This is a genomic window from Mycobacterium sp., assembly GCF_044342925.1.
Lineage (GTDB): Bacteria > Actinomycetota > Actinomycetes > Mycobacteriales > Mycobacteriaceae > Mycobacterium.
The window spans coordinates 1-13,834 of the sequence record NZ_JBIIOV010000084.1 but is presented as its reverse complement, the minus strand read 5'-3'; the positions used below and the strand labels follow the sequence as shown (position 1 = coordinate 13,834).

The 13,834-nt window shown below is 70.3% G+C and carries 11 protein-coding genes and 1 pseudogene; 1 reads left to right on the top strand and 11 read right to left on the bottom strand.

Features of this window, described 5'->3' with window-relative positions; translation table 11 throughout:
• Positions 1 to 434: 434 nt before the first annotated feature.
• The 9 genes from tyrS to ADBZ6I_RS10360 all read right to left on the bottom strand — a co-directional run bounded on the left by tyrS (position 435) and on the right by ADBZ6I_RS10360 (position 11,231).
• Positions 435 to 1,724 (bottom strand): tyrosine--tRNA ligase, encoded by a 1,290-nt coding sequence (gene tyrS / locus ADBZ6I_RS10400; protein ID WP_526383481.1) that lies wholly within the window; start codon positions 1,722 to 1,724, stop codon positions 435 to 437.
• Between the two features lie 33 nt (positions 1,725 to 1,757).
• A complete protein-coding gene (locus tag ADBZ6I_RS10395; protein ID WP_526383475.1) occupies positions 1,758 to 2,375 on the bottom strand; it encodes a DNA-3-methyladenine glycosylase in 618 nt (205 codons plus the stop codon).
• A 207-nt stretch (positions 2,376 to 2,582) separates the two neighbouring features.
• Entirely contained in the window at positions 2,583 to 4,082 is a 1,500-nt protein-coding gene (locus ADBZ6I_RS10390; RefSeq protein WP_526383473.1) for a phytoene desaturase family protein, read from the bottom strand.
• Positions 4,072 to 4,908, bottom strand: coding sequence for a lysophospholipid acyltransferase family protein (locus ADBZ6I_RS10385; RefSeq protein ID WP_526383471.1), 837 nt, complete (start codon positions 4,906 to 4,908; stop codon positions 4,072 to 4,074). Before ADBZ6I_RS10385 ends, ADBZ6I_RS10390 begins: the two co-directional genes overlap by 11 nt.
• The gene (locus ADBZ6I_RS10380) at positions 4,905 to 6,098 is read right to left on the bottom strand and encodes a glycosyltransferase family 2 protein (RefSeq protein ID WP_526383469.1); all 1,194 of its coding nucleotides are present in this window, start codon (positions 6,096 to 6,098) and stop codon (positions 4,905 to 4,907) included. Before ADBZ6I_RS10380 ends, ADBZ6I_RS10385 begins: the two co-directional genes overlap by 4 nt.
• A complete protein-coding gene (locus tag ADBZ6I_RS10375; RefSeq protein ID WP_526383467.1) occupies positions 6,095 to 7,222 on the bottom strand; it encodes a carotenoid 1,2-hydratase family protein in 1,128 nt (375 codons plus the stop codon). Before ADBZ6I_RS10375 ends, ADBZ6I_RS10380 begins: the two co-directional genes overlap by 4 nt.
• Positions 7,223 to 7,306: 84 nt before the next feature.
• On the bottom strand, positions 7,307 to 7,519 hold the full coding sequence (locus ADBZ6I_RS10370) for a Trm112 family protein (protein WP_526383479.1): 213 nt from the start codon (positions 7,517 to 7,519) through the stop codon (positions 7,307 to 7,309).
• Between the two features lie 5 nt (positions 7,520 to 7,524).
• Positions 7,525 to 8,157, bottom strand: coding sequence for a hypothetical protein (locus tag ADBZ6I_RS10365; protein WP_526383465.1), 633 nt, complete (start codon positions 8,155 to 8,157; stop codon positions 7,525 to 7,527).
• Positions 8,158 to 8,252: 95 nt separating this feature from the next.
• Positions 8,253 to 11,231, bottom strand: coding sequence for an alpha/beta fold hydrolase (locus ADBZ6I_RS10360; RefSeq protein ID WP_526383463.1), 2,979 nt, complete (start codon positions 11,229 to 11,231; stop codon positions 8,253 to 8,255).
• A gap of 125 nt (positions 11,232 to 11,356) precedes the next feature.
• Between ADBZ6I_RS10360 and ADBZ6I_RS10355 the strand changes: the two genes are divergently transcribed.
• On the top strand, positions 11,357 to 13,159 hold the full coding sequence (locus ADBZ6I_RS10355) for an ABC-F family ATP-binding cassette domain-containing protein (RefSeq protein WP_526383477.1): 1,803 nt from the start codon (positions 11,357 to 11,359) through the stop codon (positions 13,157 to 13,159).
• Here ADBZ6I_RS10355 and ADBZ6I_RS10350 read toward each other — a convergent pair.
• Both ADBZ6I_RS10350 and ADBZ6I_RS10345 read right to left on the bottom strand, forming a co-directional pair.
• Positions 13,148 to 13,387: a hypothetical protein gene (locus ADBZ6I_RS10350; protein ID WP_526383461.1), complete on the bottom strand. Its 240-nt coding sequence runs from the start codon at positions 13,385 to 13,387 to the stop codon at positions 13,148 to 13,150. The two genes, ADBZ6I_RS10355 and ADBZ6I_RS10350, sit on opposite strands and share 12 nt — an antisense overlap.
• 73 nt (positions 13,388 to 13,460) lie before the next feature.
• A pseudogene (locus ADBZ6I_RS10345) lies at positions 13,461 to 13,763 on the bottom strand (MFS transporter); the annotation flags it as partial.
• Between the last annotated feature and the right edge of the window lie 71 nt (positions 13,764 to 13,834).

The following is a 13,834-nucleotide window of genomic DNA, read 5'->3' as shown; positions in this document are numbered from 1 at the left end:
CAGGCTTGTTCAGAATCAAACTCTCCAAACAAAAACAACCCATCCACAGACAGGTGAATTCGAATCAGAACAAGCCTGACCAAAGCAACCAGTCAAAACTGGCAAAAACAGTCACACCCAAACCCGGGGGAGCCCAGACATGACAAAAAACAAAAACAACAAACAAAAACCACCAAACACACTATTGAGTTCTCAAACAACACACCCTTGCACCTCTGCCCGGCCGCGCGAGTCACCCGCGGCGATTACCGCTTGCTCGTCGTGCGGACAGGTGGAACACTCCAGAAATCTGGAGTGATTCCGTGAGATGCCGTCGCGCTCAGCGGGCTACCGCGTCGCAACGACTTCCCTAAGTTACGTCAGGGGCTTGCGCGAGTCAAATCCCCTGGGCAACAAAAGAGTTTGACCTACATCACACTCGCCGGCGCGGCCGTCTAGCTGCGCTGTTCAGCTCCAACGCGCTGCACTCCAGCGATATTCCGCTTGCCCCGGCGCAGCACCAGCCAGCGTCCGTGCAGGAAGTGCTCCGGCGCCGCCACCCACTCCTCGCTCTGCACCCGGATGTTGTTGACCGAGACCCCGCCTTCGGCGACGGTGCGCCGCGCGGCTCCCTTGCTGGCCGACAAACCGGTCGCGACCAGCAGATCGATGATGCTGTCGGGTCCGCCGGGCGCCAACTCCGCGACCGCCGTCTCGTTGAGGGCCGCCGCAAGGGTCGCCTCGTCGAGCCGGTCGAGGTCACCACGCCCGAACAGCGCCCCCGAGGCGTGTTCGACGGACTCTGTCGCCGCCGTCCCGTGCACCAGGGTGGTCAGTTCGCGGGCCAGCCGCCGTTGCGCGGCCCGCTCGTGCGGCCGGTTGGCGGTGGCGTCCTCCAACTCGGCGAGCTCCTCGGCGGGCAGGAACGTGAACCACCGCAGGTACCGGATGACATCGGCATCGGCGGTGTTGACGAAGTACTGATACCAGGCGTACGGGCTGGTCATCTCGGGATCCAGCCAGAGGTTGCCACCCCCGGTCGACTTGCCGAACTTGGTGCCGTCGGCGGCGGTGACCAGCGGCACCGTCATCGCATGTACGGAGGCGCCGAGTTTTTGCCGGACCAGCCGCACCCCGGCGATGATGTTGCCCCACTGGTCGGATCCGCCGATCTGCAGCGAGCACCCGTAGCGCTGGTGCAACTCCACGTAATCGTTGGCCTGCAGGAGCATGTAACTGAACTCGGTGTAGGAGATGCCGTCGGAGTCCAGCCGCCGGCGGATGGTGTCGCGGTCGAGCATGACGTTGACCGAGAAGTGCTTGCCGACGTCACGGAGGAACTCGATGGCGCCCATGGGCTGGGTCCAGGTGAGGTTGTTCTCCACCACCGCCCCGGTCGGCGAATCGTCGAAGTCGACGAACCGTTCCAGCTGACCGCGGATGCGCTCCGACCATGCGGCGACGGTGTCGGTGGTGTTCATGGTCCGCTCACCGGTGTCCCGCGGGTCTCCGATCAGCCCGGTGGCTCCCCCGGCCAGCACGATCGGCCGGTGCCCGCCGCGCTGGAAGCGCTGCAGGGTCAGCAGCGGCACCAGGTGCCCGGCGTGCAGGCTGGCAGCGGTCGGATCGAAACCGGCGTACACCGTCATCGGCGGTTGCGCCGCGGCGGCGGCCAACGCGTCGATATCGGTGGACTGTGCGATGAGACCCCGCCAGTTCAGTTCGTCGAGAATCGTCGTTCCCATCGTCGTTCCCATGGGCAGTGATCTTCCCTGGTGTCAGTCACCGAAGCCCGGTCGGGGCGCGCGGGAACTGCGGCGGTACGCCGACACCTCGGGGTGGCCCGGAATCCACAGCCGCCAGGCCCGATCGGCGGCCTCACTGACGCCGACCCGGGGGCCGGCCGTCACGGCTACCGGGTCACGCAGTTCGATGGTGACCGGTGAGCCGGGGCCGAACACGTCGATACCGTTGTCCCCCATGGTGATACCCAGCGCCGAACAGAGGTTTCCGGGGCCGCGGGCCAGCGCCAGCGGTGCGACGGCGGGTCCGCGGCGCAGCTGGGCTGCCTGCGCACCGGACTCGACGACCGCCGCGCGCAACAGCACCGCGGCCGCGGTTCCGTCCGGTCCGCAGGACACGTTGGCGCACACATGGATTCCGTGGCTGCGGTAGGTGTAGAGCCGGCCCGGCTGACCGAACATGACGGCATTGCGGGCGGTGAGCCCGCGGTAGGAATGCGCCGCGGCGTCGGGCCACGGACCGTCGGCAGGACCGCCGTAAGCCTCGACCTCCACGATGCGGGCACGCACGCCACCGGCGTTGATCACCGCGCCGACCAAGCGTTCGGCGGCGGTGAGCGGGTCGACCTGCAGACGGTCGGCGCCGGTGGTCACGTGTGAATTGTGCCCTGACGCCGCCGTTGACACCCGGGCGTTGACACCCGGGCGTTCACACCCGGGCACCGCGGCGCGACGATCGGCTCCATGGGCACGGCGATCCATGTGAAGAACCTGGTGGTGGTGGTTGTGGTGGTGTTCGCCGCGGGTGCGCTCACGCTGGCCGCCGCGACGCTGCGTCGCCGAACCCCCTGAGCCGCGGCTTTATTCGGCCATCGCGGGCAGGCCGAGGTCGGCACCGAGGCAGTCCGCCGCGGCCAGGCCGGACAGCGCGACCATCGGCAGACCGCCGCCGGGGTGGGCGCTGCCCGAGGCGAGGTACAGACCACCCAGACCGCGGATCCGGTTGGGTGGCCGCTTGAACGCGGCGAAACGGTCATTGCTGGCTGCGCCGTAGATGGCGCCGCGGCTGCCCGGAAACGCCGCCGCCAGGTCCGTCGGGGTGCGGCGCCAGACCAGCGCGTCGCCGGCGCTCCACAGTCCCACAGCGCGGATCCGCCGCTCGACGGCGGCCTCCAGGTCGGCCCACACCTGCGGCGACCGGACACCGGTGGCCGGCTCGGCCGGGGCGTTGGCCATCACGAACACCGGTTCGGCGTCCGGCCACGCGGATGTCCCGTGGCAGCGCTCCTGCGCGCACAGGTAGACCGTCGGCGCCGCCGGGGGGCAGTCCCGGTCGAAGATGTCGGCGAACTCCGCCTCGTAGTCGGCCGGGAACAGCACCTCGTGCGGCAACCGATCCGGCCGGCGGGCGGCACGCAGCGCTGCGGTCCACCCCGACATCGAGGGCTGCGCCGCGGCGGGCAGATACCGACCGGCCTCGGGCAGAAGTGCAGCGCGCAGCTGTCCGACGTCGGCGTTGACCACCACCGCACGGCCGTGGCGCCGGGTTCCGCCGGCCAGCTCAACGCCGACGGCGGTTCCGTTATCGACGAGCACCCGCTGCACCGCCACCCCGCACTCGACGACGCCGCCGCACGCCTCGATCGCCGCGACCAGTGCCCGCACCAGTGCGTAGATGCCGCCCTGCACCCCGTACCCGCCCAGCGACAGTTCGACGTGGGCGATGCAGTTCAGGGTGGCCGGGGCCTGCCGAGGGTCGCTGCCGTTGTAGGTGGCGTAGCGGCGCAACAACATTCGCAGATGCGGTTCGCGGACGTGGCCGTCGATACCGGCGGCCATGCTGCGCATCGGGTCGACGCTGAGCAGCGCGCGTGGACGCCGCAACGCGAGCGCGACCATAGCCGGCCAGCTCGGGGCCGGGCCGAGGACGAAATTCGGCGCCGCGGCGTCCCAGATGCCGCGACTGTAGGCCAGGAAGCCCGCCAGTTCGGCTTCGGCGGCCGGGCCCAGCGCCGACCGGACGCCGGCCAGCGTGTCGTGCGGGTCGTGGGCGACGTCGAGCACGCAGCCGTCGGCGTAGCGGTACCGGAAGCCCGGGTCCAACCGGCGAAGACCGACCACGTCCTGCAGGCGCAGACCCGCGCGGGCGAAGACCCGGCCGAACACCTCGGGCAGCGTCAGCACGCTGGGACCGGTCTCCACCTCGACCCCATCGACCTCGACGATCCCGGCTTTTCCGCCGGGACGCTCGGCGGCGTCGATGACCCGAACCGGCAGACCGCGGGCGGCCAGCGCCAGCGCGGCGGCCAGGCCCCCGATCCCGGCGCCGACGATCAGCACCTCGTCGCGGTCAGCGGGCATGAGGCCGCCGGCTCTGGTAGGCCCGTAGCAGCCGGCCGCCGATCCCATTCTGCGGCAGCGGCCCGCGCGGGCGCACCAGCGGAGTGAAGCCGGGCAGCGGGTCGCGCGGGTGGGTGCGGGCCCTCCCGCCGTCGGTGGCGGCGATGGCGGCGGCGTCGATCTCGGCGAGGCCGTCGAGCAGCGCGCTCTCCACCGCCGGCACCAGACGCTCGGCCGCGACAATTTCAGCAGGCATCGGCGCGGAGAACCGGACGACCGCGGCGGGCCGGTTGCGCTCCAGAAACACATAGTTGATGCTCACCGCGACGACGTCCACCGGGCTGCGGCGGTGCAGGATCTGCAGGCCGTGCGGCTTGAGGTCCAGCGGCCGCAGATGGGCGGGGCGCTGGCGGCCCTGCGGGAACATCCACACCGCACGGCCGGGCCGGTCGAGCAGCGCGGCGGAGGCCTCCAGACATTCCCGGCTACGTTCGGGGCTGCGACGGTCCAGAGGCAGAGCGCCGACCCAGCCGAGGAACGGCAGGACCCGCAGATTGTCGGCATCCATGATGGCCCAGCCGACTCCGTCGAGCACCTCGTCGAGTACCACCAGCAGCAGGGTGTCCCACCAGGCGACGTGGTTGGGCGCGATGAGCAAAGGCCGGTCGGCCAGCGCGGTGCGGACCTCGTCGAGCCCGGCCACCCACAGCCCGTCCAGGGAGAGGGCCACCCGCTGCCGCGAGTAGCGGCGGGCCTGGTCGAGGAAGCCGGGCCAGCGGGTGTCGCCGGCCCGGGCCAGCGCCGCCCGGTCGTCGGCGCCGTCCGGCGGGCTCATCAGCGGGTTCATGCCGTCTCCCGCTGCGCCCGTGCAGCATAGGATCGGCCCCGCCACCGGATGTCGCCGCGGCGGCTGCAGCGGAAGCTCTCCACCAGCACGCCCATCATGAGCACAACGGCGACCGGATGCAGCAGCACGCTCACCAGGCTATGGCCGTACCGGCGGGCCATGATCAACCGCAGGACCACATTCGCGGCCACCCCGACGGCCGCTCCGGCCGCCACACCCCATGCGCCGAGCAGCGCGGCGACCGGCAGGGCCAGGTAGGGCGCCACGAAACAGACCAGGTGCAACGCCACCACGATCACCAGGGCCAGTGGGTTGCCGCCGATGCCCTCGTAGAAGTTCTTGGCGAAGCCTTCTCTCAGTGCGGCGCCGTCGGCGTACATCCGGCACTGGGCCATCTGGTCGCCGTCGGCGAAGACGACCCGCCGGCCGCTCTTCTTGACCGCCCGGCACAGGGCCATATCGTCGACCAGCGCTGTGCGCACGTGCTGCCAGCCGCCGACGGCGTCCAGCGCCGAGCGCCGGATCAGCAACAGCTGGCCGTTGGCCGCCAGCACCCGCGGATCGCGGGTCCGGTGAATCAGCGGCATCGGCAACCAGGCGACGTAGGACAGATGCAGCAGCGGCATCATCAGCCGTTCGGCGAAGCTGCCGGTGCGCTGACGCGGCACCGCAGTGACCACCGCGGCGTCCAGTCCGCCGGGTACCTGATCGGCGGAACCGAGCAGCGACAGCAGGCGCAACAGTCCGTCCTCCCTCAACACGACGTCGGCGTCGACGTTCAACAGCAGATCGGTTGTCGCCGCCGCACTGAGCCGGTGCAGGGCGTGTGGCTTGCCGACCCAGCCGGCCGGCAGAGGCTCACCGCTGATCACCGTCAGGCGGGACAGTTGCGTCTGCAACCGGGCCAGCACCGCACCGGTCCCGTCGGTGGATCCGTCGTCGTAGACGATGATCTCGCTGACCGGGCCGTGAGCAGCGTCAGCCGCGCGCACGCAGCGCTCGATATTGGAGACCTCGTCGCGCGCCGGGATGAGCACGCTGACCCCGCCGGGCGCGACCCGGGCGGCGGCCGGCAGCGCACCGCCGCGGGTCCAGAACACGGCGTTGAACGCGACCAGGGCCAGTTGGACCAGCGCCGGCGCGGCCAGCAGGACGGCCAAAGCCTGCGCCCACGGACCGCCCCAGTTCACGCCCGCACTTCCCCGGACAACCCGAGCAGCCGGGACCACCGGCCGTCGCTGTCGCCGGAGAACAGCGGCAGCCACATCGAATTCGGGCCGGCTGCGCGGTGCACCCGCATCCGGACCAGCGGGCGCAGCAGGTCGGTGTCGACCCGGTCGGGCACCAGATGTTCGCCGATGCCCCAGCCCTCTTCACCACCTTCGCTGCCGCCGCACCGGCCGCGTAGCAGGTACCGCTGATAGAACGGACCGTTGTCCAGCAGAGACGTCACCTCGACGTGCACCGGCCGGCCGTCGGGGTCGTCGAACACCGCGGTGGCCGGCCACCGCAGCCCCCACGGGCTGCGGCGCAGCCCGCCGACCTGCAGACCGGCGTCCTCCCTGGCCCGGCACGACCCGTCCACGGCGAGTTCGACGACGAGGTCGCGCGGTGCGGCGTCGGGCGCCGACGGCGTGAGCCGGTAGAAGATCAGGTCCCGGCCGGGCAGGGCGACGCGGCCCCACCACCAGCTCTGGATGCCCAGGTCGTGCAGCGGCCGGACGGCGCTGTTGCGGTCGTGGTAACCACGGCCGTCGACCACGAATTCGCCGCTGGGGGTGTTCAGCCGCAGGCCGCCCCGGCTGGCCGCCATCATCGGCGTCCAGATGTGTGTGCAGTCCGGGTCGGGCTGCACCGGGTTGTCCCGGCGCAGCGCGCCGGTGAGCAGGAGTTCGCCGGTCGCCCGGCCGCCGGTCGGCAGGGCCAGGTCGAGGGTGCCCTGCAGTGACCGGACGGTCCCACCGGCGCCGTCCGGGGTGTCGGTCCAGGTGAAGGAACAGTCGCCCAGCCGCCATGACCGTCCGTCGTCACCCCAGGAACACTGGTCGGGCGGCAGCTCGGACAGCAGGTAGAAGCGCTCCCGGCCGTCGCCGTAGACGACGATGTTGACGCTGGGCCGGTCGATCGGAAGCTCCGGACGTCCGGCGCGGGCAGCCCGGGCATATCCGGGCAGGAACGGCAGGCCCCAGGACCAGATGACGGTGGCACCGCGGCCCTGATTGTCGACGAGGTCGACGTAGAACCAGGTGAATCCGCCCGGGCTGCGCAGGACAGCGGGGTCGGGTGCGCTGGCGGCGGAGCTTAGCTCGATCAAGAAGCCTCCGGAATCACGACTGGGCAGTCACCGACATTGTGGTCGACACTGCGCGGCGGCCAAATTCGGGCGGCAAAATTCGAGCTAGGCCGAGCTGCCGATCAAGCGCTGATGGTCCTCGGGGCCGACGTCGACAGCTTCGTCGATCAGCAGCACCGGAATACCGTCCTCGATGCGGTAGGCCTTGCGCAGCCGCGGGTTGTAGAGCACGGCGGCGCCGGAAGCATCGTCGGCGAGCAGCAGCGGTCCACGGTCGGCGGGACACACCAGGATCTGGAGCAGCTTGGGATCGAGCACACGCATCAGGGGCTCGGCGGCATCGGTTGCATGATCGGCGGCGCCGGCACCACGGCTCCCGGCGCGGGGGCGCCCGGCGCGGGTGCGCCCGGCGCGGGTGCGCCCGGAACCACATTGGCCGGGTTGCCGGCGGCGGGCATCTGCCCGGCTCCCATCACCGCGTTGCCGGGGTTCTGCTGGGACTGCGCCTTGGTGAGGATGTCCATCTGCGCCTTCAGCTTCTGCTGGTAGGCGATGGTGTCCTTGAGGGCATCGATCAGCGGCAGTTGGTTGGGACGGTAGTTCATCGCTGTGCGCAGTTCGTCGAGATACTGCTTGGACGGCTTGAAGCCCATCGCGCGCAGTTTCAGCGAAACTTTCAGCAGATTCGACAGCTGACCGCCGCCGGAGCCGACCCCGTACTCCTCCGCCAGGGCGTCCAGGACGTCGGGGGCCGCTTTCGGGGCGGCCGCGACGGCAGCGGCGGCCCCCTCGGCCGCACCGCCCTCAGCTGTGACCGTGGGCTTGGGAGCTGGTGTGGGAACCAGCGACGGGTCGGCGTGCGCGACAGCCAGCGGCCCGAGGACCAGTCCGGCGGACAAAGCCGCACCCACTGCAGCGTTGCGCAGCGCCCGGCGCCCGGTGATCTTCCCCGTCATCGCTCTCCTCCACCCAAGCCTGAGCCCGGCTTCGTTGTGATCAGCCAGCCTAACAGCGCAGATCAGACGCACGTCAGGCGCAGGTCAGGCGCAGGTCAGGCGTCGCCGCCGACGAGCGCCGACCGGACAGCGCCCGTCAACCTCTTGTATTGGCCTGTATCGGTGTCCAGATACCAGCTGTTACGGCCGGGCTTCGGGATGCCGGCAGCCCGCAACGCCGACACCACCGGACGGTAGGAGGCGCTGACGGCCAACTGGGGAACGACGTGCACGATGTCCGGCGGCAGGCCGGCGGGCATCTTCGACACCGCCTCCCCGATGTCGGCCGCGGTGACGGACATGCCGGGCCGCAGGGTCAGTGCGGTGACGGCGCGGGTGCCGGCCGGGGTCTCCACCCCGTAGGTGACGGCCAGGTCCACCACGGAGAGGGCGCCGATGGCGTCGGTGATGGGCGCCGGGAACACCACCCCGCGCGAGGTGCGCAGCAGCCCGGAGCGGTTGCCCAGCAGCCAGAAGTCGCCGTCGCCGTCGCGGTAGAAGACGTACTCGGTGGAGATCCAGATGTCACCCGCGGCGAACACGCCCCGCTTGATCGACGCCGTCGGGTCGATCGGACCCCAGGGCTTGGCCAGCAGCAGCCCGACCTCGTCCCGGCCGGCGACCCGCACGAAGCCGCGGTTGTCTTCGAGGATGAGGTCGGCGTCGGGGTCGTAGGCGCCCAGTTCGACCTCACCGCCGCCCGGCAGCGGGCGGCCCTCGCTGCCGACTTTCATACCGGCGACGTTGGCCAGCACGGCCTGGCCGTCGGAGGTGGCGAAGAACTCCACGATCTTGGCCGGGGCGAACACCTCCAGGATGCGTTCCCACAGCCCGGTCGGCATGCCCGAGCCCATGAACAGCCGGATCGGGTTGTTGCCCGCCATCGAAAAGTTCGGGTCGTCGATGACCTCGCGCAGCATCGACCAGGTGTAGGTGACCACCGTGACCCCGTACTGGCGGACCTCGTCGAGGAAGCGCTCGGGGTTCAGCCCGCGCGACAGCGCGATCCGCGAGCCGGCGACCACCGAGCCGCCGAGGCTGACCAGCAGGCCGGCCTGGTTGTGCAGCGGGGTCAGGCAGTACACGGTGTCGTTGCGGTTCAGCGCGGCGGCCGAGGCCGTGCCGAACGCCGACAGCGCCCACCGGTAGTTGGTGATCTGCTTGGGCACCAGTTCCCCGCCGCCGACGGCGTTGAACACCACGAAGGCGACGTCGCGGGCGTACGACGGGTTGGGCCGGTACCAGCCCGGCAGTTCGACCGCGTCCGGGTCGATCCGCTCCATGTCGACGATGTCGCTGTCCTCGGGGAGGTCGAGGGTGCGGCTTTCGCCGCCGCCGAGCACGAGCACCTGGACCGGCAGCGCGCGGGCGGCCGCGAGATTGGCCGGATCGGTGATGACGTCGGTGACGCCGCCGAGGCGGGCGGCCTGCGCCAGGTCCGCGTCAGGCGGCATCAACACCGCGACGGCACCCAGTCGCGACAGCGCGGCGATCGCGACCAGTGCGCTGGGCCGGGTGTCCATCAGGACGCCGACCCGGCTGCCCTGGCGGACGCCCACCTCGATCAGACCGCGCACCACGTTGTCGATACGGCGGTTGACCGCCTGGTAGGTGTGCACCCGGCCGTCGAACAGGAGGAACTCGCCCTGCGGCGCCTCCTGCGCCTGCTCTTCGATGATGCGGCCCAACGAGATTCGGGTGTGATCGTTGATCTGTCCGAGGCGGACCAGACGCGGCAGGGTGCGCACGGTTTCGACGGCGAGTGTGCGCACCGAGTTGTTCGCCGTCACAACAGCATCCGCCGCCCCCTTGGCGAACGTGAGCGCCAGCTCGGACGCCTCGGCCATGCCGAGCATCAGCCGCGACGTCAACGGCACCCCGGAGGAGTCGGGAGTCTCGGCCGGCACGTCGGCCATCAGCGCGACATTGGCCGGGCGCGGTTCGCCGCCGGCCACCCACAGCACCCAGTCGGCCACCGTCGGCCAGGTGTTGGCGGCGGCCTTCGAGCCCACCACGAGACCGAAGTGACCCGCCCGGATCATCACCTCGTAGACGTCGGCGTTGGGGGCGGCCCGCTTGATGCCGCGCACCGCCGGCGGCTGGCCGATGTCGTCGACCTCGCCGACGAACGCCAAGATCGGGCAGGTGATGTCGGACAGCGTCACCAGCTGACCCTGAATGGCGAAGCCGCCGGTCATCATCCGGTTGTGGGTGACGAACTGCTTGAGCAGTTCGGCGACCGCCGGACCGGACCAGGCGATCCAGCCCTCCCGGTCGAGGAACCGGCGCTGCTGTTCGCGCGGGAGCAGGGATTCCCGGTCGTGCAGCTGCAGCAGGAACTCGACGCGGGACTTGGCGGTCTTCAGCGGGTCGAGCATCTGGAAACCGGCGCGGGCCAGCCAGCCCGGGATGTCGATGCGGTTGAAGACGTGGTCGGCGAGGAAATCGGCGACTCCGACAGCGAGATTCGCGGGCAGCCCGCCCGGCAGCCCGGCCAGGGTGTCCACCGGCGAACCGAACGCGATGATGCTGGCGACGTCCTTGGACCGCCGGAAGGCAGCGGTCTGGTAGCAGAACATGCCGCCTTGGGAGTAGCCGGCGAGATGGACCTTCTGCCCGGTGGTTTCGCGCACCGTGTCGATGGCCTGGCTGAGCGCGACGATGTGGTCGGTGAGGGTGCGTTCCATACCGCCCTCGACCTCGTCGGGCGAGCCGTAGTCGATCACCCAGGTGTCCAGTCCCGCGGCGCGCAGGATGCCGACGGCGCCATCCTCCCGGGTGACGTCCCACATGTTGGCCGACATCATCATCGGGTGCACCATCAGCACCGGCGGGCCGGCTTTGGCCATGCCCGGGCGGTTGTCCGGCGGGAAGTACCGCCGGAGCTTGTACATGTTGGTGCTCTCCACGATCTGAAACGGCGAGGGCACCACACCGGTGTCCAGGCCGCCGTAGCGCGCCACCTCAAAACCGTTCTGAGCGGTGGCCACCAGCCGCTCAAGCGGTCTGGTGAGTGCCGACAAACTCAGGTCCACGTCTGCTCCCTCATCCGCTGTCTGTCCTCCCCAACAGCCCGCTCATCATGGCACATTCCGGACCGGTCGCCGAACTCGCAGACGCCCTGCAGCCTGCTCGTTTGCCGATCAGTAAGGTCGTCCCGGTGGCACACCTGCTCGGCGCCGAGGCACTGCATCTGGAGTACCCGACGCAGGTCGTGTTCGACTCCGTCACCGTCGGGGTCAACGACGGCGACCGGGTCGGGATCGTGGGCCGCAACGGCGAGGGCAAGTCCAGCCTGATGGCGATGCTGACCGGTCGGCTCGAACCGAACTCCGGTCGGGTGACCCGCCGCGGCGGCCTGCGGGTGGCGGCGCTGGAGCAGGCCGACACTCTGGATCCGGCCGGCACCGTCGGCGCCGCCCTGGTCGGCGATCGGGCCGACCACGAGTGGGCCGGCGACGCCCGGGTGCGGGACGTGGTCACCGGTCTGGCCTCCGACCTGGACTGGAATGCCGCCGTGGGGACGCTGTCGGGCGGGCAGCGGCGCCGGGTGCAACTGGCCGCGCTGCTAATCGGTGACTGGGACGTCATCGCCCTCGACGAACCGACCAACCACCTCGACGTCGAGGGCATCACCTGGCTGGCCGCGCATCTGCGGCAGCGCTGGGCCCGCAACACCGGCGGGCTGCTGGTGGTGACCCACGACCGGTGGTTCCTCGACGAGGTCGCCACCATGACGTGGGAGGTTCACGAGGGACCGAACGGGGGCGTTGTCGAGCCGTTCGACGGCGGCTACGCCGCGTACGTCCTGCAGCGGGTGGAGCGCGACCGGATCGCCGCGGCCACCGAAGCCAAGCGGCAGAACCTCATGCGCAAGGAGCTGGCGTGGTTGCGCCGCGGCGCCCCGGCCCGCACCTCAAAGCCGAAATTCCGTATCGACGCAGCCAACCAGCTGATCGCCGACGTCCCACCGATCCGCAACACCGTCGAGCTGGCTAAGCTGGCCACCGCCCGGCTCGGCAAGGATGTCGTCGATCTGCTGGAGGTGTCGGTGTCTTTCGGCGGCAAACCGGTGCTGCAGAACGTGGAGTGGCGCATCGCCCCGGGCGAGCGCACCGGGATCGTCGGCGCCAACGGCGCGGGTAAGTCCACCCTGCTGGGGCTGATCGCCGGCACCGTGGCGCCGGACAGCGGCCGGGTCAAACGAGGCAAGACCGTGCGGCTGGGCATCCTCGACCAGCAGGGCGGCCAGCTCGCGGAGCTCGACGACGACCTGGTGCGCGAGGTGATCGGCCGGCTCAAGACCGGCTACGTCGTCGACGGTAAGGAACTGACCCCCGCGCAAGTGTTGGAGCGCTTGGGTTTTCGCCGCGACCAGCTGTCGGCGCGGGTGGGCGAACTGTCCGGCGGGCAGCGGCGGCGACTTCAGCTGATGCTGACGCTGCTGGAAGAGCCCAACGTGCTGATCCTCGACGAGCCGACCAACGACGTCGATATCGACATGCTCTCGGCCACAGAGGATCTACTCGATTCCTGGCCCGGCACGCTGATCGTCGTCTCCCACGACCGCTATCTGCTGGAGCGGGTGACCGACCAGCAATACGCCGTGATCGGCGGGCACCTACGGCACCTGCCCGGCGGGGTCGACGAATATGTGCGGATCGCCGAGCACCAGCGGTCCGCCTCCGGCCAAGCGCGCACGGACCGCCCCGCCGGTACGCCGGCGGCGTTGTCGGGTTCCGAGTTACGCAACGTGCAGAAGGAGATCGCCGCGCTGGATCGGGCGCTGGCCAAACTCGCCGAGCGGATCAACGTCAAGCACGTCGAGATCGCCGACCACGACCAGTCCGACCGCCAGAGCCTCGGCCGGCTCACCACCGAGTTGCGCCAGTTGGAGGACGAGATGGCCGGCAAAGAGAACCGCTGGCTGGAATTGTCGGAGTTGGTCGAGTCAGGCGGCTGAACCGTCGCCGACGGAGCTGGGGCCGGCCGGATCCGGTAGCGGATACCGCCGGACCAGCAACAGACCGGTCAGGGCGAGCAGTCCCGCGACCAGGATGCTCGGGCTGACCCCGACGTACCGGCTGAGCAGACCGAACACGAAGCTGCCCACCGCGATCGAGCCCTGCAACGCCATCCCATAGAACGACGTGGTCAGCCCGCGGGCGGCCGGCGGCGAGGAGATCTGCACGGCGACCTTGGTGACTGGTGCTCAGGACGCTCCAGGCCAGTCCCACAAACAGCAGGAACGTCGCATCCAGCAGCGTGCTGTCCCACTGGCTGATGCCCAGCACCGCCACGGCGAAGACCAGGATGCAGATCACCGACAGGGCGTTGAGCCGGAATCGACGCTCCAGCAACGGGACCGACACCACCCCCAGCGTGGTGCCCAGACCGAGCGCGAACAGCAGCCCGCCGTAGCCGATGACGCCGGTCTGGATGTTCTCCTTGGCCTCCAGCGGCAGCAGCGCCAGCACGGCCCCCACGGGCACCATCAGCGTCACGCACCGCGACAGCGGTCCGTACAGCTGCGGGGAGCCGGTGACGGCCCGCCAGCCGTCGCGCACCGAGGAGCCCACCTGAGCGCGCAGGCTGCGCGGGGAGGCTGCGCCGTTGGGGCTGCCGCCGGGGGTGGCGC

Bases quoted from the DNA above. Each gene is read 5' to 3' on its own strand.
- ADBZ6I_RS10365 (WP_526383465.1), bottom strand. From the start codon at position 8,157: ATGACGGGGAAGATCACCGGGCGCCGGGCGCTGCGCAACGCTGCAGTG.
- ADBZ6I_RS10385 (WP_526383471.1), bottom strand. From the start codon at position 4,908: ATGAACCCGCTGATGAGCCCGCCGGACGGCGCCGACGACCGGGCGGCG.
- ADBZ6I_RS10390 (WP_526383473.1), bottom strand. From the start codon at position 4,082: ATGCCCGCTGACCGCGACGAGGTGCTGATCGTCGGCGCCGGGATCGGG.
- tyrS (WP_526383481.1), bottom strand. From the start codon at position 1,724: ATGGGAACGACGATTCTCGACGAACTGAACTGGCGGGGTCTCATCGCA.